The following is a 19220-nucleotide window of genomic DNA, read 5'->3' as shown; positions in this document are numbered from 1 at the left end:
TAAACATTATAATACAGAAAGGTAATTTCAATGGAATTACCTTTCCTTTTTTATGAAGAAGTATATACTGCTTATATCAGCCATTTTATTCCCAATCGTTATTATAGCCGTTTATTATGCAATCTATAATATAGCGGGAGAAAATACACCCTGTACATTCAAAGCGGCTACCGGACTGGAATGTCCCGGATGCGGCGGGCAACGTGCTTTGCATTTCCTATTGCATGGAGATATATCAGAGGCTTTGCGCTATAATATCTTCTTCATCGTAGCGGGACCATTTCTGGCTTACTTCTATTATCTGGCTGTAAGGATTTATATACTCGGGCAGGAAAAGTACCTGAAAAGCTTTGTATTCAAACCCTGGTTCGGATATACACTTCTGATTACAGTTATCCTGTTTTTTATCCTGAGGAATATCCCTTTCTGGCCGTTTACCTATCTGGCTCCTCCCCCATAAAGAAGTGGCACCAGCCTTCACATATTTCAGAGCACTTTTTTAAACCTTTCGAGAAACTCTTTTGCCTGTTCTACTGTCAGGCAAAGCGGAGGCAGTAAACGAAATACGTGTGTACCTGTAGCTCCGGTAAAAACTTTTTCTTCAAATAAAAGCTTCGTCCGTTTTTCTTTTATAGGTTCATCAAATTCCATACCTATCATAAGCCCGCGTCCGCGTACTTCTTTTATCTGAGGGAATTTTCTAAGTTCTTCCATCAGGAATTCGCCGACATTGTAAGCGTTTTCGATAAGCTTCTCGTTCTTCATTATGTCAAGTACAGCGATAGCTGCCGCACAAGCCAGATGATTCCCCCCGAATGTGGTTCCCAATTGTCCGTATACAGCTTTAAACATCGGATTAATCAAAACTCCCGACATCGGAAAACCGTTACCGATACCTTTAGCAACAGTTATCAGGTCGGCTTGTATTTCCGCATACTGATGGGCGAAAAATTTACCGCTGCGGCCATAGCCCGATTGTATCTCGTCCAGAATCAGAATAGTTCCTGTTTCGGTACAAACGTCGCGAAGCTCTTTCAGGAAATCATCGTATGGTATCTGGATACCTGCAACGCCCTGAATACCTTCTATAATAACAGAGCAATATTCTTTTGTGGCCAACTCCTTTTTTACAAATTCAATATCATTAAACGGAGCGAAGACTACATTCTCCGACTGATTTACAGGCGCTGAATACGCTGGGATATCCGTTGTAGCAACAGTAACCGAAGTACGTCCGTGAAACGCTTTCTTAAACGAGAGAACTTTCCTGCGTCCATTATGGAACGAAGCCAGTTTTATAGCATTCTCGTTTGCTTCTGCACCTGAGTTTACAAGGAACAGAAAATAGTCGGGGTAACCGCATTGTTCTCCCATCTTTTGCGCCAGTTCCTGTTGCAGCTTATTTACTACAGAATTGGAATAGAACCCGAGTTTATTCAACTGTTCTGTAAGTTTGGCCACATAGTAAGGATGTGTATGCCCCACCGATATTACGGCATGGCCTCCGTAAAGGTCCAAGTATTCATTACCCTTATCGTCATACACATAACATCCTTTACCTTCCACGACATTGATGTCGAACAGCGGAAATACATCGAATAATTTCATTTTATATATTATTTATTTCTTTAATTGTTTCTATTAAGTTCTCTTTCCGGATAATGTACATTCCTAACCTGACCTGCGAAATTCCGTCTTTCAGCTTATATGTGTACACAGGATGTCCGTCCTGCTCGAGAATCTCGAAATAAGAAAATTCTATATTCTTATTGGCTTCCAACTCTTTGGTAACCTCTACAATATGGGAAGATATGACAAAGAACGAACTTTTCACCTCCGTAAATGCATTCACTACAGCCAATGTGCCGTCATAAGCATCTTTCACATTCGTACCCCTGAATAGTTCATCGAAGATCACCAGCATATTCCGGTGTGTTTTCAGCTGACGGGCAACATCCTTGATACGCATCACCTCTGCATAAAAATGGCTGTAACCGGAACTCAGGTTGTCGGAAATATTAATTGTAGTACACAATCCCGACAATATACTCAAAGTCATCCTCTTTGCAGGAACAGGGAATCCCACATGCGCCAGATATGCAGACAATCCCAGCGCTTTCAGGAAAGTGGATTTGCCAGCCATATTCGGCCCCGATATAAATAACAGGTTTGATGGCTTTTCAAAGCCCATATCATTTGGAATAGCCTCTTCTACAAAGGGATGGTATAAACCATCTATCTCCAGCCGGTTATTATCGGCCGGAAGCATTTCGGCATACGACAGTCCGTATTTATCAGCGGCTTTTGCAATGGATAGAAAAGCATCGTATTCGTATATAAGGTCAAGAAAGAAGAGAATATCCTTTTTGTGAGTATAGCGAAACATATAATCGAGCCGGGATGTCTCATAAGATGGTATTTTCCGCCCCAGTTTAATGATGCCGGCATAGTCGTCCGAAGAAAATATTTCCAGAACCTTTTCGTTATTCTTTTCCAGCAATTTCGGATAATTATTCCCCTTAAACTTATCTGCCAAAATATGAGAGAAAGCATATATTGTTTTCAACAGGTCGACAGTAGAGCCAACTCCTTTCTTTACCAGATAGTACTCCGTATTCGTACTTATCCTGTCCATTATCATCCTCTCCAGGGCTGTAAACCAGGTAGGGATGCGTGTCGGATAATCACCATGCCGGATATAATATTCAGTAAAATCAAGAGAATCTTTATCCACGCTCAGGCCTTCGGGCAAATATTTCTGAAAGAACGCGATTGTGTCTGTCCGTTCGGTTATCTTTTCCAGATCGGTCAGAGGATTGGACAAAAAATTATAGAGTATCCTCCTGCCACCATAACACTGAGTGTGATTAAACAGGCTGAATACAGACGTACCGTCTTTGACTGTGTCAAAGATTTCAAGGTCTTTCAGGGTTTGGGAGTCTACTTCAAATTTCATAGCTTGCTATATTATAATGTTTATATCTTTTAGAGATATAAATCTTTTATTTTCCATAAACCTTATGGTTTTCTTCTCTCTGATTATCCTAAGAATGTATGTTTTGTTCGAATCCTATCATCATATGACTATGAATCGTAAAATACATCTTAATAATCTCCTCCTCGTTTACTTTATTATAAAAATCATCATCAACCTTATATCTTACATTGTTTATTACTAAATAGCAAAGGAGAGAAAGTCTCGGCTGCGAACCCCATAACTTAGGAAAGAGATTTCCTAATATAGGGATATATAAATTACCACTACCTGCCTCATAACTCTTTTTACATTCTTTTATTTGTATCTTACCTAACTCTACAATCTTCTCTCCAGCGTCCAAATCCTTCCTATAATTCTTATTCATAAAGAAAGGTATAAGTATACATAAACTCAAGATTCCAATATTTACCAGTATTAAGCAAATGTCTATACCGTATTCTATATAATAAACAAAATTAAAAAGAAGATCAGCAAATAAAAATAGAGAAGAGAATATAAAGCCAATTCTCATTTCATCTCTTATTATTTTTATATCATGCTCTGTAAGTCTCTCCATATTCATTTTGCCTTTTCTGGAAAATCTAATTATTATTTTAGAATGCACTAGCTTTCATCTTCAACCCTTCTGTTTCGTCCAATCCGAATATCAGGTTCATATTATGTACTGCCTGTCCCGACGCTCCTTTTACCAGATTGTCTATACAGGAAAGGATAAGCAACCTATTTCCGTGCTTTTCCAGATGCAAGATACATTTATTTGTATTTACCACCTGCTTGAGATCTATATTTTTATCGGAGACAACGACAAAAGGACTTTCTTTGTAAAAATCCTGATATAATTTCGCTGCATCTTCAATCGTTCCGTCAAATTTCAGATAGGTAGAAACAAATATACCTCTGGTGAAATTTCCACGGACAGGTATAAAGTTAATATCTTCTGTAAAAGCGGCCTGTAACTGAGTTAAAGACTGGCGAATCTCTGTCAGGTGCTGATGTTCGAAAGCCTTGTAAACAGAGATATTATTCTCCCGCCAGCTGAAATGGGAGGTTGCCGACGGCTTTACTCCCGCCCCGGTGGAGCCTGTGATAGCATTCACATGGATTTCAGTATTCAGCAATCCGGCTTTCGCCAGTGGTAACAGGCCTAACTGTATGGCTGTGGCAAAACACCCGGGATTTGCGATATAAGATGATTTCCGTATCTCTTCTTTATTCAGTTCCGGTAAGCCGTAAATGAATTTATTTCCTTCGGCTTTGTGTCTGTAATCGGTAGACAGGTCTATAATTTTCAGATGTCCGGGGATCTCATTCGTTTCCAGAAACTTCTTTGTATCACCGTGCGCCGTACAAAAGAATAAAACGTCTATTTTATCGTAAGGTAACTGGTCGGTAAAGTCCATATCCGTATCGCCTAACAATCCGCTATGTACATCCGTGAGTTTATTACCCGCGTTACTTGTACTGTTTACAAATACCAGTTCAACCTGTGGATGATTGATCAATATCCTTATCAGTTCTCCGGCAGTATAGCCGGCTCCCCCTATAATTCCTGCTTTTATCATAGTTCTATTTTTTATTTCAGAAGCTTTTTACAAATATTTTCATGGTTTTTCTTATAGAGTATACCCTCCTTACTTTTTCTTAAATAAACAATATTCTCTCGCAAAGGCGCAAAAGGTAACAAAAGTAACAGTTTTTTCATGTTACACTGAGAACCACTGAGAAGACACAATGAGTTTTACTGAGGCTTTTGTTAAAAAGTAACAAAGGTTACACTATTTACAGTGAACAGTTATCAGTCATCAGTTAACAGTTAACAACTGGTAAAATATAAAAACTTTGCGCCTTTGCGTCTCTGCGTGAAACAAAATAAGACGCCAGCCAACTTGTAACTCATAACTGCCCGCAGGGCGAAGAAATAACATTCGCCGAAGCGAAGGCGAGGCAAACTTGTAACTATTTCAAAAAGGTAACAAAAGTAACAGTATTTTCAATTTTAAATACATGTTACCTTTGCTCTGTCCCATACGCTTATGGCCATTATATAGATAAACGAAAAATGTATTTACAACTCTTTCCCGTTCTTTTTCTGTACACTATGATATATCTTGTTTGTCATAGCATAAATCTTCGTAAAACCTTTCGCATCATCCGATGTCCATGCCTTATTCACTTCGCCGTACTCCCCGAAATCAGCCTTCATCAGGTCGAAATCACTTTCCACTCCAATCAGCACGTAATGATATGGCTGAAGTTTAATGCTCACACGCCCTGTTACATTTTGCTGCGAACTCGATAGGAAAGCCTCTATATCACGCATAACTGGTTCCAGATATTGCGCTTCGTGAAGAAACATTCCGTACCAGTTACCTACCTGCTCTTTCCAATACTGTTGCCATTTGGTTAGTGTATGCTTTTCCAGCATTTTGTGCGCATTGATAATTACCAGCGGAGCCGCGGCTTCAAAGCCCACACGCCCCTTTATGCCGATAATAGTATCACCTATATGCATATCGCGGCCGATAGCATAAGCCGATGTAATCTCTTCTATCTTCTGGATAGCCTTTACCTTATCAGCATATTTTTCACCGTTTACTGCTGCTATTTCACCTTCTTCGAAATCAATCGTAAGAACTTCCTGTCCTTGTTTCTTCAATTGGGACGGATAGGCATCTTCCGGTAAAGTCTGCTCAGACTTCAGCGTTTCCCTGCCACCTATGCTTGTGCCCCAAAGACCTTTATTAATGGAATACACCATCTTTGTAAAATCGGCTTCATACCCATGTTCTTTCAGATAATTGATTTCATACTCACGGGTAAGAATCATATCGCGGGTAGGTGTAATAATCTCAATGCCGGGAGCAAGCACATCAAATGTCAGGTCGAAGCGAACCTGATCGTTTCCTGCTCCTGTGCTGCCGTGAGCAACAGCGTCAGCGCCTATTTCCTTTGCATAGTTAATAATGGCTATCGCCTGAAATATACGTTCCGAGCTGACCGAAATCGGATATGTGCCATTACGCAATACATTTCCGAAAATCATATATTTGATGCTCTTTTCGTAATATTCCTGTGTTATGTCGAGGCTTACATGCTTTACAGCACCTAATTTATACGCTTTTTCCTCTATAACTTTCAATTCTTCGGGGGTAAAACCTCCTGTGTTGGCTATGGCTGTATATACATCATATCCCATATCAGCGGACAGATATTTTGCACAGAACGATGTATCTAATCCTCCACTGAATGCTAAAACGACTTTCTTTTTCATATATGTTATGTTATTTCAATTGCTTTTTGAGGTCTTTGATTATCTCTTTTATCTCCTTCTTGTCTTTCTGCTTTTCGGGATCGAAGAGCATCGCAGTACAGATACAGTATTTCCTGTCGGTACGGGTAAGGATATCATAATTGACACATCCCTGACAACCACGCCAGAAAGACTCATCATCAGTCAGTTGCGCAAAAGTCACGGGCACATACCCCAGTTCTGTATTTATTTTCATTACCGCAGCACCCGATGTCAGGCCAAATACTTTCGCTGTCGGAAACATAGCTCTAGCCAGGGAAAAGGCATGCTGTTTGATTTTTTTTGCCAGTCCGTGCTGTCTGAATTTTTCAACTACAATTAACCCGGAATTGGCAACAAACTGTTTATTTCCCCATGATTCTATATAGCAGAATCCGGCAAATTCATCTCCCATCAGGGCAATAATAGCTTTACCTTCCTTTATTTTAAGTTCCACATATTCCGGTGTACGTTTTGCAATTCCCGTGCCCCGCACCTTAGCCGCAGCCTCAATTGTATCCAATATCGTTTGCACGTATCCGACATGGCTTTCGTTGGCTATCTGTATAGTAAGTTGTTGTTGCTCCATTGGCTTTTCTACCACAAGTTCTTCTATGTTGTTCATTGTTGTCTTATCATTCAATGTTCGGTATAAACTCAGAAAGTGAAGCTATTACCTCCTCCCTGCTTATATTCTCTCTCGGTATCAGAAGGATAGTATCATCACCGGCTACTGTACCTAATATATAACGTGTCGCTCTGCGGTCTATTTCTCCTGCTATGGCCATAGCATAACCCGGACGGGTCTTTATTACTGCCAGTTGCCCTGAGAATTCCATACTTACAAAACCAAAAGAAGACAGAGGTGTTTCTTCTTCCACATTCTGTATCGACCCGGAAAACTGATACACATAACTGCCTCTTGCCGTGGGCACTTTCACTATTTTCAATTCCTTTATATCACGGGACAAGGTAGCCTGAGTAAGCTCAAATCCTTTATCTATCAACAGCTTAAGAAGCATATCCTGACTACTCACCTCATTGGTCTGCAATACCTCCCTTATTATTTTATGTCTGTATTTTTTTGTCATTTCGTATAAATATGCAAATAATAGCGCAAATTTACACATATTTATGCATATTGTAAAATATTTAATGTATAAAAAATATTATAATGTAAATAACACATCTGCAAAATGTTAAACATCCCTTTTTTTAATTTATTTTTCTATATTTGTGCATTCGCACTTCAGGGCATATCGTGCCTTGAAATAAACCTATATATTATTGAAATCGAATGGATGAACCAGAGAAAAAGCAGCCGATAATATCTGTCTTGCGGTCAGATGCTCCGGAAAAGAAAGCGACCAAAGTCACAATTGATGACTCTTTTGCACGTATTGTAGTATATGAAAAGGAGGATCTGACGAACGATGAGATTTTCCTGCTTCTGAATATCAGGAAATGTATAAAAATTGATATTGACAAACACTATGAGCGTACAAACGAGGGAGTTGAAACACATTCTTATACAATATACAACATCCTGATTTAAAGCAAGTCACATTCACAGAACATATCTCACTTCTTTAAACGCAAAGCGCCTCTCGTTGCCGTTTTCCGTTTGCAAAACAAGCGTTCCATCGGAGACTACATCCTTTATCCTGGCTATAAAATCATTTGTGTTGTCATTAAATAAATGATAACCTGTTTTTCTGAACAGAGAATCTCTATAATTCTCTGCAATAATCTGTATCTCTCCCCTCCTCAACTGCTCGTAATAAGAAAAAAGGAGTTCTCTGACTTCTTCAAGCATAATACTCTGCTCATAATATTCTCCTGTTATTTGCTTTAAAGAAACAGGATTAGGCAGACTGCTACCGAAACTTTCCTGATTAAGATTAATACCTATCCCGCAGACAGACTCTTTTATCTCATCCCCTTCTAAGGTATTCTCTATCAAAATTCCACATATTTTCTTATCTTGCCAGTAGATATCATTAGGCCATTTTATTGTAATACCGTCAGTATATTTCCGGAGAAAATCTGCTACCGCTAACGATACCATCTGCGAGATAACAAACTGCCCGTTCGCCTTCACTGTATCCGGATACAGGACAATACTGAACAATAAGTTTTTCCCTTTCTCCGATAGCCAGCCATTACCACGCTGCCCCCTGCCTCCGGTCTGAAAATCGGCCGAGATAATGGTTCCTTCCTTTACTTTCTGCTTCAACAACAGGCTTTTCAGGTAATTATTTGTAGAGTCAATTTCGTCGACAAGGTGAATAATCAGAGGCATAGTTATGTTCGATTATTTAGGTATTAGACAAATTATTATATTCGGCTTGCTTTACTTTTGGCAATTTCCTTATCACCTCATCAACAGAATGTTGGATAAGTTCCTTTATCAATACATCAGATACATCACTCTCAATAACAATAGTATTCCAATATTTTTTATTCGAATGATAGCCCGGTCGGACGCCATTATAACACTCTCTCAGTTCAATAGCTTTCTCCGGATCACATTTCACATTCAGCCAGAATTCGCCGTCTCTTGATTCCAGACCCATATAGGCAAACATTTTGTCCATTACTTTATAAACCAGTGTATCATCTCCGAAAGGAAAGCTTTCGGTTGCTCCTTTTATAGATATACATGCCTCACGAACTTCTTCTATATTCATTTTCTTTAATTTACAGGTGCTAAGAATGCATCGTCTATATGTTCTATCTCAAACTTCTCTCCATTCCAGACTGCAGCAACCACATCAAAACGGGCAGGCTGATCTATATCATATTCCCGAAGGTAAAAATCGGCAGCTTCAACAATCCGTTTTATCTTTCCCTTCGATACTGCTTCCTCCGGGTTTCCCCATTGGCTTGAGCTACGGGTCTTTACTTCTACAAAAACAATATATTCCTCATTCCGGACAATTATATCTATTTCATATTTTTCATATAGCCAATTACGCTCTATTATTTCATAACTCTTCTGCCTGAGATAATGCTCCGCTGCATCCTCTCCCTTTTTCCCCAGATCATTATGCTCAGCCATAAAGCAAAATCAGCCGATTGTTATTTTCCTGGTTTCTTTGCTGTAAACAGGAACCAAATTTACGGTATCCTCTGTTAAACAGTATTCTACCGAATCTTGCAGGTTATGGGCTTCCAGCCGCTTAATATGCTCTGTACGGTCAATATAACTGCGAACATCCGGCAAAGCCTCTTTCCACATTGACAAAGCTACCTGCGTTGCATCCGAGGCGGGAGCATACCCTCCTCTGTCTATCAGTTTCCGGGCCAGGGCACCACCAAAAAGAGAATCCTCAATATTAAAACGGTTATTCCATCCGGCACAAAGCACTATTACATCCTTTTGTTTATCTACACAGAAGTCAGCTAAAGCGCTAATATTGGAAAAAGCACCAACAGTCAGTATATCCGAATCTTTCGCCATATCGATAGCCTGTGTTCCGTTTGTGGTAGTAAAAACAATATCCTTACCGCTCACTCTATCAGCTGTATAATCAAATGGAGAGTTCCCAAAATCTGCGAAATCACAACGCTTCACATTACGCTCTGCACCGACAAGATAACCTTTAGCCTTATAATCCTGCGCTTCTTCTATAGATGCGACAGGTATAACAGATTCCGCGCCGTTTCTCAATGCGGCACACATAGTGGTCGTTGCCCTGAAAATATCTACAACAACCGTAATATGATTGTTATCATTTGTATAAAACGGATACAAGGCCGGAGAAAAACAAACTTCTACTTTCATTCTTTTAACGCAGCTTTAATCCGTGTAAGTTTTATCAATAATCCTTCTAACTGGTCGAGTGGCAACATATTTGCCCCATCCGACAAAGCATTCGCAGGATCGAAGTGCGTTTCTATGAACAATCCGTCAACACCGGTAGCAATCCCCGCCTTACACATCGTTTCTATCAACTGTGGCTGCCCTCCTGTAACACCCGAAGCCTGATTAGGCTTTTGAAGGCTATGGGTAGCATCCAGAACTACGGGAAAACCGAATCCTTTCATTTCGGGTATCCCGCGAAAATCAACGACCAGATCTGAGTATCCGAAAGACGTTCCCCTGTCCGTTATAATTACATTATTATTTCCCGAATCCACAACTTTTTGTGCGGCAAATTTCATCCCACCCGGAGCAAGAAACTGACCTTTTTTGATATTCACTATTTTCCCGGTCTTAGCTGCAGCAATAAGCAGGTCGGTCTGGCGGCAGAGAAATGCAGGTATTTGTAATACATCCACATATTCGGCAGCCATCGCAGCTTCATGCGTCTCATGAATATCCGTAACTGTAGGCACACCAAAAGTTTCGTTCACCTTACGCAATATTTTCAAAGCCTTTTCGTCACCGATACCCGTAAAAGAATCGACCCGAGAGCGATTTGCTTTTTTATACGACCCCTTGAAAACATAAGGTATATCAAGTTTTGATGTAATTCCTATTATTTTTTCGGCAATGCGTAATGCCATTTCTTCCCCCTCAATAACACAAGGTCCCGCAAGCAGGAAGAAATTATCATTTTTCAGATTTGTAATGTCCATTTTATTCATTTGATTAGAATCTATTAAAAACTTTATCAAAGGTACGAATATTAAACCTTTTTCAGAAGCGCCTCTCCCATTTTTACATCAACCAACTGACTACAAGCATATTACAATTAAAAACAGACAAATATTCCCTGTTTTAAACAAAAAGGAACAGCAAACCGGCTCCGGCCTTCAGAGTAAAGTAAACAAACCCTTTTTATAATTTGGCCATTAAAAATAAATTCTCTTAATTTACAAAAAAATCTAGCCTCATGAACACTCAATCGGATACGATTATTTACAATTACATGGACACCTTTTTCTGTTGCTGTGTAGAAAAAGACAAACTCTGCGAAGAAATGATCACAGACCATATGCTGGTATATATATGCTCCGGCGAAATGATTTTGCAGACAAAAGAAAAACGCACCATCTTCAAAAAGGGAGATGCCGTATTCATGAAACGCAATCATCTCGCAAAAAAGACAAAACGGCCGACTAAGAACGGAGAGCCGTTCAAAGGACTTTTCTTACAGCTTAGGACACCTCTCTTAAAGACCTTGATGACTGAAGCTAAATTTCCAATATCCACCAACTTTTATACGGGAAATAAAGATAAAAGTTATACAATGCTTACCAGACATCCATTCTTAACCGGCCTGTTTATGTCGTTGGAACAGTATTTTGATTCGCAAAAATATCCATCCAACGAACTGATGACAACTAAATTGAAAGAAGCTGCCCTCGTCCTTTTAGAAGTAGATCCTTCGCTCGCCAGTGTCTTATTCGATTTTGCTGAACCATGGAAAACGGATCTCGCCGAGTTCATGAACAAAAATTACAAATATGACCTGTCGCTTCAGGAATTTGCCCATTATACAGGCCGGAGCCTCACTTCTTTCAAGCGCGATTTTGCATCCATCTTTAATGAACCTCCGGGCAGATGGCTTGTAAAAAAGAGATTACATGACGCGTATAATCAGATTGTAAATAAAAACCAAAAGCCGTCTGAAGTATATCAGGAAGTAGGATTTAAAAACCTCTCACACTTTTCTACCGCATTCAAAAAAGAATTCGGATATCCACCCTCTAATAAAATGGACTTTCAAGAAAAGTAAATTTGAGCCTATAAGCAAAGCAAGCCATTCTCTTTCTACCTATATTTGTCCCTGATTACCGTGACACTATCTTAAGGATATAAAAAAAACAACACGTTTTTTGCTTAATTCAAAGATAATATATAGTATTGTATTGGTTTTGAATATTATGGGTACAGAGTAAAACAAATACCGGAATTACATTTTTTATCAGCAGCAACCTGAAAAACAGAAAGAAGGAGAAGTGTATATTTCTTCTGATTTAACAAAAGTATATTCAATAAATAATAAACACCGCACTTAATTCACTTTGATTATGGAAACAACAACAGTAAAACTTTATTCTCTCAACTACAAAGAGGCTAAAACATATATGTTTGCCCTACTGTTCATCGCCGGTAATATAGCTCTTCCTCAAATCTGCCATTTGGTTCCCGGTGGAGGCTTGACGTGGTTGCCTATCTATTTCTTTACCTTGATTGCCGCCTACAAATATGGCTTTCGCGTAGGGTTGCTGACAGCTATCCTTTCTCCGCTTGCCAATAATGTATTATTCGGCATGCCTCCGGTAGATGTGCTCCCAATCATCCTTATTAAATCGTCGTTACTGGCTGCTGCTGCCGCATATGCTGCTCACCGCTCCGATAAAGTTTCTTTATTGGCCATCGTTGGCGCTGTATTGGCTTATCAGGTAGCAGGTACATTTGCTGAATGGGCGATTGTAAAAGATTTCTTCGTAGCTGTGCAGGATTTCCGCATTGGCATACCGGGTATGTTAATTCAGATATTTGGCGGATATGCCGTACTGAAAGCTATTGCTAAACTCTGATAATATATATAATCTCAAGATTTCAAAATTTCAAGTTTGAAGATTAGAATATAATTATACTGAGAATAATATATTCTGGAAACTTGAAATTTCGAAATCCTGAAATCCAAATCATATGTATGATAAAACATTCGAAGAAGTATTGGAGCGGTTCCGCGCAATATCTTTTTCCGAAGAGTTCGATATGATTGTGGCTATTGCCAACGGGGGGATAATACCTGCGGCAATACTTAATCAACGGCTCGGGATTGAAATACAACTATTAAAAATCAATCTGAGGGACAGCAATCAGAAACCAATCTACGACAGCCCGCAATTGATGGCACCGATAGACTTCGACTTTAAGGACAAAACGATCCTGCTGGTAGAAGACCGTGTAAAAACAGGTGCATCCCTCACTAAAGCATGTGAACTTCTGAAAGGAGCCAAACAAATAAAAACATTTGCAGTCAACGGAAAAGCAGACTATTCATTGTACGATGAAACCTGCTTCAAGTTCCCCTGGCTATTATAAAAATTTATGCAAAAAACATTGTGTGTTATTGCATCGTTGTTGCTGTCTTTGCCGAATATCTATGCAGACGAAACTCCCGATGCCCCAATCCGTGATTCTGTTCAGTTAGGAGAAGTTATAGTCACAGGCAGCCGTCCGGCAGTAAGTGTTAACAACCTGCCTATGAGTATTACAATTGTAGGAAGTAAACAGATAGAGAACCGTTTCGAACCGTCATTATTACCTATTATTACAGAAGAAGTGCCGGGATTGTTCATCACATCGCGGGGAGTTATGGGTTATGGCGTTTCCAATGGAGCAGCGGGAGGAATGACCATACGTGGTATCGGCGGAAGTCCGACAGGGCAGGTACTGATGCTCATAGACGGGCATCCGCAATATATGGGATTAATGGGTCATCCGCTGGCCGATTCATATCAGTCGCTGATGGCCGAACGTGTTGAAGTTGTGCGTGGTCCGGCCTCTGTCCTTTATGGTTCTAATGCAATGGGGGGCGTTATAAATATAATTACTAAGAAACAAAAGCGAGACGGAGTACAAACAGGTGTCCGAACCATGTACGGCTCATACAATACATTAAGCACGGAGGTTAATAATGCTGTACGTTCCGGAAAGTTCAACAGCTATGTCTCGTTGAGTTACAATCATACCGACGGGCACAGGCTAAACTCGGATTTCGACCAGTATAGCGGCTATACTAAAATCGGATATGATTTCACGCCCAACTGGAAAAGCTTTGCAGATCTGGATTTGACAAAATTCGACGCAGCCAATCCGGGAACCGAATCCGCTCCTATGATAGATAACGATTCGAAAATTACCCGCGGGGTAACGTCTTTTTCTCTGGAAAACAGTTATGATAAAACATCCGGAGCATTGAAGTTCTTTTACAACTTCGGGGCACATAACATAAATGACGGATACAAGGCGGATGCACAGCCTAAAGATTTCAGATTCCGCTCGAACGACAGAATGTTAGGCGTAACATTCTTCCAGACATACAGTTTTTTCGATGGTAATCAGACAACTGCCGGTATAGATTACCAGCATTTCGGAGGCCATGCATGGAACAGGTACCTCGACGAACGGGAAGACGCTCAGATTATAGATAAAAGTTTTAATGAAGTCGCAGGTTACCTGAACTTCCAGCAAATCCTTATCAATAAACTGGTGCTGAATGCAGGAATAAGATTCGACCACCATGCTTATACCGGAAATGAATGGATTCCCCAGTTCGGACTCAGCTACATAGCATCCGACAACACGGTATTGAAAGGGATTGTAAGCAAAGGATTCCGTAATCCTACCATTCGTGAGATGTTTATGTTCCCGACACAGAATCCCGGTTTGAAACCGGAAAAACTGATGAATTATGAATTATCGGCATCGCACAAAATGCTAAACAAGGCATTAAGCCTCGACTTGAGCCTGTATTACATCAAAGGTGACAACAGCATAATAACCGTACCGAAAGAAGCAGGAACGGGTATGATATATATGAATACAGGGGAAATAGAAAATTACGGACTCGAATTTGCTACTCGCTATCAGTTTAATCCGTATTTGAGCCTGTCGGCTAATTATAGCTGGTTGCATATGGAAAATAAAGTAGTTGCATCACCGGAACATAAATTATATGCCGGGATAAATTATTCGAAAGATAAATGGGATTTATCGACAGGAGTACAGTTTATACGTAACCTCTATACCCAGCTAGCCGATGCAAAAAACGCCATGCCTGAGATAAAGGATACATTTACCCTTTGGAATATAAGAATTGCTTATAAACCGATAACAACTGTCGAAATATTCACAAAAGGTGAAAACCTGTTAGCACAGGAATACGAAATAAATGCAGGTTATCCGATGCCACGGGCAACAGTATTCGGTGGCGTCAATTTTAAATTCTAAGAATTAAAGGTAAAAATAAATAAAGTGAAAAATTGGTTATGGATAGACGTAATTTTTTAAGAGCGATAGCGCTCACGGGGGCCGCAGCCACTATTAAGGCTAGCGGAAACATAGATATACTATCAGAGAAGCTCATTAGTTCCGAATCGGCTGCTGCCGTGGATATGGTTGCCGTCATGGGCGGTGAGCCTGAGGTTATGTTCAGGCGCGCTATAACAGAGATGGGTGGCATGGGCAAATTCATCAAAAAAGGATGGAAAGTAGTCGTGAAGCCGAATATCGGATGGGATAAGACTCCCGAACAATCAGGAAATACCAATCCGAAACTGGTAAGCGAAGTTGTCCGTCAGTGCCTGTCGGCCGGCGCAAAAGAAGTGGTTGTATTCGACCATACCTGCGACGACTGGATCAAGTGCTATAAAAACAGTGGAATTGAAGCCGCAGCTAAAGCCGCCGGAGCAAAAGTAGTCCCTGCACACGAAGAATCATACTATCGTGAGGTTGCCCTCCCACAGGGAAAGAAACTGAAAAGCGCAAAGATACATCAGGCTATCGTCGATTGTGATGCCTGGATAAACCTTCCTGTACTGAAACATCATGGAGGAGCCAACCTGACAATTTCCATGAAAAACTATATGGGTATCGTCTGGGACAGGCGTATTTTCCACAGCACCGATTTGCAGCAGTGTATAGCCGATGTATGTACATATTCGAAAAAACCTGTTCTCAATATTGTAGACGCATACAGGATAGTGAAAACAAACGGCCCGCAAGGACGTTCGACTGCCGATGTGGCAAATCCGAAGGGGCTTTTTATTTCTCAGGATATCGTAGCAGTAGATACGGCAGCCGCCAAATTCTTCGGCCAGGTGCGGGCAATGCCTCTCGACCATGTAGGCCACATAGCGGGAGGACAATCCCATAAGCTTGGAACGATGGACATAGACAAACTGAACATCAAGAGGATAAAAATATAATTCATAAAGATCGACAATGCTAAAAAAACTACGAGTGGGTGTATCTATCATCTTATTCACCCTGATAACGTTCTATTTCCTTGATTTTGCAGCCCTGATGCCTGACCAGTTTCATGCACTGGCGCACATACAGTTTATTCCGGCAATACTGGGAAGTAGCTTTATTATATTGACTGTACTTATTATATTGACTCTATTATTCGGGCGGGTATATTGTTCTTCCATCTGCCCGATGGGTGTCTATCAGGATATAGTGGCATGGCTATCGAAAAAAACAGCCAGGAAGAAAAAAAGATATAAGTACAGTAAGGCCAAGAATATACTCAGATGGTCGGTAATAGTAGTCGTCCTCATTGCATTCTTTGCGGGCTATCCTGTCTTATTAGGCTTGGTAGACCCTTACAGCGCCTACGGACGTATTATCAGTAATGTCTTCAAGCCAGTTTACATGGCCGGGAATAATGTGCTGGAGTCTGTCTTTACCAGTTTTGGCAATTATACATTCTACAAAATGGAAGTCGCAATACTAAGCATATTCTCTTTCATTATTGCTATTCTCACTTTCCTTGGCATAGGTTTCTTTGCTTGGAAATACGGACGCACGTTTTGTAATACGATATGTCCTGTCGGAACTGTACTGGGCTTTATCAGTAAATTCTCATTATTCAAGGTACAAATAGACGACAGCCTGTGCAACAGTTGCGGCTCGTGTGCCATGAAGTGCAAGGCCTCGTGTATAGACAGTAAAAATCACACTGTAGACCATAGCCGCTGTGTAGATTGTTTCAATTGCCTCGACAGCTGTTCCCGGAATGCTCTAAAATACACACCTTACATGAAGAGAGCAGCAGATACCAAGATCGAAAAAACAGCCGATTCGGGAAAAAGGCAGTTTCTGGCTACAGCGATAACAACCGCTGTATCTGTACCCGCTGTACTGGCGCAAGAAAAAATAGTAGAGATTATTACAGACGGCAAAGTCCCTACACGGCAGAATCCTATATGCCCGCCGGGGGCAAAAAGCGCAGAACATCTGCTGCATCGCTGTACATCGTGTCATCTTTGTATAAGTCGTTGTCCGTCAAGAGTAATCAAGCCGGCCTTTATGGAGTATGGCATCGGGGGGATTATGCAACCTGTGATGACTTACGAAAAAGGTTTCTGCAACTATAACTGTACAGTATGCGCAGATGTATGTCCCAATCAGGCATTGCTTCCATTGACAATGGAAGAGAAACATATGACACAGATCGGACGCGTGCATTTTGTCGAAGATATTTGTGTGGTGCATGTAGAAGAAACCAATTGCGGGGCTTGTGCCGAGCATTGTCCGACACAGGCTGTAACGATGGTTCCGTATGAGGGCCATGAAGGACTTACCATACCGCACATCACACCGGACATTTGTGTAGGATGTGGCGGTTGTGAATTTATCTGTCCGGTACGACCTAACCGGGCGATTTTTGTAGAAGGTAATATCATTCATCAAAAGAGGAAAGAATTCGAAGTTGAGAAGAAGGAAGAAGTTAAGGTTGACGATTTCGGGTTCTGATTATCCCGCTTATAGCTATTTCTAAAAATACATAAGGCAGACCCCTTATTTATCAAGAATATTGCAAACTAAAATAAAGCCGGCCATCCGGCCAGGAGTGGTCGGAAGAAATATCTTCCGACTATTTTTTTATATAATCATTTGATATTAAGCTGATTATGTTTGTTTTTATCACATAGTTTTATTATCTTTAAGTATTGATAATCATATATTTATGGCAATATTTAAAGATCATAGGATTGGAATAAATCAACTATTGGGAGTTATTCCAGAGGCACTTTTAAGTCATTTATCCGAAAATACAAAAGTTGACTATTATTCAAAAGTTCTGCATGGCAAGAAATTGTTTTACCTTTTGATGTATGGCATTTTAGAGAATGACAGATTAAGTCAGCGAACCTTAGAGGATACCTTTAATGATCCAGTCTTCAAGATGCTTTTTAACTTAGACAAATCAGAGAGTGTTCGCCGAAGTTCCATATCAGAACGGCTTTCTAAGATTGATGCGGACTTCTTCAAACAAATATATGAATGTATTTATGAACAATTCTCAGCAGCCTATTCATCGACAGAAAAAGAGGAATATAATCTGATACGAGTTGATTCTTCAATGGTAAGTGAAGCTTGTAGCAAACTCTTAGAAGAAGGTATTGACCATAAAAACGGAAAGAAGTCAGTTAAGTATAGCATTGCTTTTGATGGCATTTTACCTTGTGATGTTAAGATATTTACAGACTCCAAATACTCTGGCGAAGAAACAGCTTTACCTGAGGTTATAAGAAGTCATGTGAAACAAGAAACCGGACATCACAATATTTACATTTTGGACAGAGGATTGCAGTCAGCTAGAACCATGAAAGATTTTTCCGGAGAATCTATCCCTTTTATAATAAGAGCAAAAGAGAATCGAAAACATGTTGAACTAAAATCCTTGAAAAGCGATGATATTGATCTAGACTTGGGTAGTTTGATGCTTTTGAAAGATAGTGAAGTTTATTTATATACCGGTAAGCCTATTAATAATAAACGAGGTAATATCCATTACAAAGAAGAGCTGGTAGAAGTACCTTTTCGCTTAATTGTAGCACAAAGCAAAGATGATCCTGATAAAGAATTTTGGTTTATCACCAATGTGCTTAACTTATCAGCCAAAGATATTACGGACGCTTACAGGCGAAGGTGGGATATCGAAGTATTCTTCCGATTTATAAAGCAGGAACTAAATGTGAGTACTCTTGTGTCACTCAATAAAAATGGAATAAAAGTTATCCTATATATGACTTTGATTGTGGCTATACTTATCTTGATATATAAACAGGCTAATAAACTTGGATATAAAACTGCTAAAAGAAGATTTTCCATGGAATTGAGAAACCTGATTATATCTATGATTGTTGTGCAGTGTGGTGGTGATCCTTCTATTTTCTTCAAAACGTAGAAAACAAAAAGTGATCGGAATTTCTTCCGACCACTCCTGGCCATCC

The 19220-nt window shown here is 40.1% G+C and carries 21 protein-coding genes; 9 read left to right on the top strand and 12 right to left on the bottom strand.

Features of this window, described 5'->3' with window-relative positions; all coding sequences use genetic code 11:
- The first annotated feature begins 52 nt into the window (after positions 1-52).
- Entirely contained in the window at positions 53-460 is a 408-nt protein-coding gene (locus ACYQ3L_RS26865) for a DUF2752 domain-containing protein (protein ID WP_379995154.1), read from the top strand.
- Between the two features lie 26 nt (positions 461-486).
- On the opposite strand, the gene ACYQ3L_RS26860 is transcribed toward ACYQ3L_RS26865, so the two are convergent.
- The 7 genes from ACYQ3L_RS26860 to argR form a co-directional block, all read right to left on the bottom strand.
- Complete coding sequence (locus tag ACYQ3L_RS26860; protein ID WP_379995156.1) at positions 487-1608, bottom strand: aspartate aminotransferase family protein; 1122 nt, start codon at positions 1606-1608, stop codon at positions 487-489.
- 1 nt (position 1609) lies between these two features.
- Positions 1610-2956, bottom strand: a complete 1347-nt coding sequence (locus ACYQ3L_RS26855) for a MutS-related protein (RefSeq protein ID WP_379995158.1) — start codon at positions 2954-2956, stop codon at positions 1610-1612.
- A gap of 88 nt (positions 2957-3044) precedes the next feature.
- Entirely contained in the window at positions 3045-3554 is a 510-nt protein-coding gene (locus tag ACYQ3L_RS26850; protein ID WP_379995160.1) for a hypothetical protein, read from the bottom strand.
- A 37-nt stretch (positions 3555-3591) separates the two neighbouring features.
- A complete protein-coding gene (gene argC, locus ACYQ3L_RS26845) occupies positions 3592-4560 on the bottom strand; it encodes an N-acetyl-gamma-glutamyl-phosphate reductase (RefSeq protein WP_379995162.1) in 969 nt (322 codons plus the stop codon).
- Between the two features lie 503 nt (positions 4561-5063).
- Positions 5064-6269, bottom strand: coding sequence for an argininosuccinate synthase (locus tag ACYQ3L_RS26840; protein WP_379995163.1), 1206 nt, complete (start codon positions 6267-6269; stop codon positions 5064-5066).
- A 10-nt stretch (positions 6270-6279) separates the two neighbouring features.
- A complete protein-coding gene (locus ACYQ3L_RS26835; protein ID WP_296945126.1) occupies positions 6280-6876 on the bottom strand; it encodes a GNAT family N-acetyltransferase in 597 nt (198 codons plus the stop codon).
- Positions 6877-6922: 46 nt separating this feature from the next.
- Complete coding sequence (argR, locus tag ACYQ3L_RS26830) at positions 6923-7378, bottom strand: arginine repressor (protein WP_379995165.1); 456 nt, start codon at positions 7376-7378, stop codon at positions 6923-6925.
- 206 nt (positions 7379-7584) lie between these two features.
- Here argR and ACYQ3L_RS26825 point away from each other — a divergent pair, with 206 nt between their 5' ends.
- The gene (locus ACYQ3L_RS26825) at positions 7585-7842 is read left to right on the top strand and encodes a hypothetical protein (RefSeq protein WP_379995167.1); all 258 of its coding nucleotides are present in this window, start codon (positions 7585-7587) and stop codon (positions 7840-7842) included.
- Between the two features lie 12 nt (positions 7843-7854).
- On the opposite strand, the gene ACYQ3L_RS26820 is transcribed toward ACYQ3L_RS26825, so the two are convergent.
- From ACYQ3L_RS26820 to kdsA, 5 genes are read right to left on the bottom strand one after another with little or no spacing between them, the layout of a single operon-like run.
- Complete coding sequence (locus tag ACYQ3L_RS26820; protein ID WP_379995169.1) at positions 7855-8589, bottom strand: biotin--[acetyl-CoA-carboxylase] ligase; 735 nt, start codon at positions 8587-8589, stop codon at positions 7855-7857.
- 16 nt (positions 8590-8605) lie between these two features.
- The gene (locus ACYQ3L_RS26815; RefSeq protein ID WP_379995171.1) at positions 8606-8977 is read right to left on the bottom strand and encodes an MmcQ/YjbR family DNA-binding protein; all 372 of its coding nucleotides are present in this window, start codon (positions 8975-8977) and stop codon (positions 8606-8608) included.
- A 5-nt stretch (positions 8978-8982) separates the two neighbouring features.
- Positions 8983-9348 carry a YraN family protein gene (locus tag ACYQ3L_RS26810; RefSeq protein WP_379995173.1) on the bottom strand — a complete coding sequence of 122 codons (366 nt, stop codon included), beginning with the start codon at positions 9346-9348 and terminating at the stop codon, positions 8983-8985.
- 9 nt (positions 9349-9357) lie between these two features.
- Positions 9358-10074 (bottom strand): 2-phosphosulfolactate phosphatase, encoded by a 717-nt coding sequence (locus tag ACYQ3L_RS26805; RefSeq protein ID WP_379995175.1) that lies wholly within the window; start codon positions 10072-10074, stop codon positions 9358-9360.
- Positions 10071-10880: a 3-deoxy-8-phosphooctulonate synthase gene (kdsA, locus tag ACYQ3L_RS26800; RefSeq protein WP_379995177.1), complete on the bottom strand. Its 810-nt coding sequence runs from the start codon at positions 10878-10880 to the stop codon at positions 10071-10073. The genes ACYQ3L_RS26805 and kdsA overlap by 4 nt, the downstream gene beginning before the upstream one ends.
- A 248-nt stretch (positions 10881-11128) precedes the next feature.
- On the opposite strand from kdsA, the gene ACYQ3L_RS26795 reads away from it, so the two are divergent.
- The 7 genes from ACYQ3L_RS26795 (at position 11129) to ACYQ3L_RS26765 (ending at position 19174) form a co-directional block, all read left to right on the top strand.
- The gene (locus ACYQ3L_RS26795; protein ID WP_379995179.1) at positions 11129-11974 is read left to right on the top strand and encodes a helix-turn-helix domain-containing protein; all 846 of its coding nucleotides are present in this window, start codon (positions 11129-11131) and stop codon (positions 11972-11974) included.
- A 295-nt stretch (positions 11975-12269) separates the two neighbouring features.
- Positions 12270-12782: an ECF transporter S component gene (locus ACYQ3L_RS26790; protein ID WP_379995181.1), complete on the top strand. Its 513-nt coding sequence runs from the start codon at positions 12270-12272 to the stop codon at positions 12780-12782.
- A 115-nt stretch (positions 12783-12897) separates the two neighbouring features.
- A complete protein-coding gene (locus tag ACYQ3L_RS26785) occupies positions 12898-13296 on the top strand; it encodes a phosphoribosyltransferase (protein ID WP_379995183.1) in 399 nt (132 codons plus the stop codon).
- A gap of 6 nt (positions 13297-13302) precedes the next feature.
- Positions 13303-15207: a TonB-dependent receptor plug domain-containing protein gene (locus ACYQ3L_RS26780; protein WP_379995185.1), complete on the top strand. Its 1905-nt coding sequence runs from the start codon at positions 13303-13305 to the stop codon at positions 15205-15207.
- 38 nt (positions 15208-15245) lie between these two features.
- Positions 15246-16184 (top strand): DUF362 domain-containing protein, encoded by a 939-nt coding sequence (locus ACYQ3L_RS26775; RefSeq protein WP_379995187.1) that lies wholly within the window; start codon positions 15246-15248, stop codon positions 16182-16184.
- Positions 16185-16200: 16 nt separating this feature from the next.
- Complete coding sequence (locus ACYQ3L_RS26770) at positions 16201-17736, top strand: 4Fe-4S dicluster domain-containing protein (protein WP_379995189.1); 1536 nt, start codon at positions 16201-16203, stop codon at positions 17734-17736.
- A gap of 214 nt (positions 17737-17950) precedes the next feature.
- Positions 17951-19174 (top strand): IS4 family transposase, encoded by a 1224-nt coding sequence (locus tag ACYQ3L_RS26765; RefSeq protein ID WP_459952373.1) that lies wholly within the window; start codon positions 17951-17953, stop codon positions 19172-19174.
- Positions 19175-19220 lie beyond the last annotated feature (46 nt).

This window comes from Dysgonomonas termitidis, from assembly GCF_054657735.1.
Note: the sequence above shows the minus strand (reverse complement) of the source record. Positions and strands in the feature narration are given on the sequence as shown.

Excerpts from the sequence above, each read along its gene's own strand:
- ACYQ3L_RS26865 (WP_379995154.1), top strand. The coding sequence starts at position 53 with ATGAAGAAGTATATACTGCTTATATCAGCCATTTTATTCCCAATCGTT.
- ACYQ3L_RS26860 (WP_379995156.1), bottom strand. The coding sequence starts at position 1,608 with ATGAAATTATTCGATGTATTTCCGCTGTTCGACATCAATGTCGTGGAA.
- ACYQ3L_RS26855 (WP_379995158.1), bottom strand. The coding sequence starts at position 2,956 with ATGAAATTTGAAGTAGACTCCCAAACCCTGAAAGACCTTGAAATCTTT.
- ACYQ3L_RS26850 (WP_379995160.1), bottom strand. The coding sequence starts at position 3,554 with ATGGAGAGACTTACAGAGCATGATATAAAAATAATAAGAGATGAAATG.
- argC (WP_379995162.1), bottom strand. The coding sequence starts at position 4,560 with ATGATAAAAGCAGGAATTATAGGGGGAGCCGGCTATACTGCCGGAGAA.
- ACYQ3L_RS26840 (WP_379995163.1), bottom strand. The coding sequence starts at position 6,269 with ATGAAAAAGAAAGTCGTTTTAGCATTCAGTGGAGGATTAGATACATCG.
- ACYQ3L_RS26835 (WP_296945126.1), bottom strand. The coding sequence starts at position 6,876 with ATGGAGCAACAACAACTTACTATACAGATAGCCAACGAAAGCCATGTC.
- argR (WP_379995165.1), bottom strand. The coding sequence starts at position 7,378 with ATGACAAAAAAATACAGACATAAAATAATAAGGGAGGTATTGCAGACC.
- ACYQ3L_RS26825 (WP_379995167.1), top strand. The coding sequence starts at position 7,585 with ATGGATGAACCAGAGAAAAAGCAGCCGATAATATCTGTCTTGCGGTCA.
- ACYQ3L_RS26820 (WP_379995169.1), bottom strand. The coding sequence starts at position 8,589 with ATGCCTCTGATTATTCACCTTGTCGACGAAATTGACTCTACAAATAAT.
- ACYQ3L_RS26815 (WP_379995171.1), bottom strand. The coding sequence starts at position 8,977 with ATGAATATAGAAGAAGTTCGTGAGGCATGTATATCTATAAAAGGAGCA.
- ACYQ3L_RS26810 (WP_379995173.1), bottom strand. The coding sequence starts at position 9,348 with ATGGCTGAGCATAATGATCTGGGGAAAAAGGGAGAGGATGCAGCGGAG.
- ACYQ3L_RS26805 (WP_379995175.1), bottom strand. The coding sequence starts at position 10,074 with ATGAAAGTAGAAGTTTGTTTTTCTCCGGCCTTGTATCCGTTTTATACA.
- kdsA (WP_379995177.1), bottom strand. The coding sequence starts at position 10,880 with ATGAATAAAATGGACATTACAAATCTGAAAAATGATAATTTCTTCCTG.
- ACYQ3L_RS26795 (WP_379995179.1), top strand. The coding sequence starts at position 11,129 with ATGAACACTCAATCGGATACGATTATTTACAATTACATGGACACCTTT.
- ACYQ3L_RS26790 (WP_379995181.1), top strand. The coding sequence starts at position 12,270 with ATGGAAACAACAACAGTAAAACTTTATTCTCTCAACTACAAAGAGGCT.
- ACYQ3L_RS26785 (WP_379995183.1), top strand. The coding sequence starts at position 12,898 with ATGTATGATAAAACATTCGAAGAAGTATTGGAGCGGTTCCGCGCAATA.
- ACYQ3L_RS26780 (WP_379995185.1), top strand. The coding sequence starts at position 13,303 with ATGCAAAAAACATTGTGTGTTATTGCATCGTTGTTGCTGTCTTTGCCG.
- ACYQ3L_RS26775 (WP_379995187.1), top strand. The coding sequence starts at position 15,246 with ATGGATAGACGTAATTTTTTAAGAGCGATAGCGCTCACGGGGGCCGCA.
- ACYQ3L_RS26770 (WP_379995189.1), top strand. The coding sequence starts at position 16,201 with ATGCTAAAAAAACTACGAGTGGGTGTATCTATCATCTTATTCACCCTG.
- ACYQ3L_RS26765 (WP_459952373.1), top strand. The coding sequence starts at position 17,951 with ATGGCAATATTTAAAGATCATAGGATTGGAATAAATCAACTATTGGGA.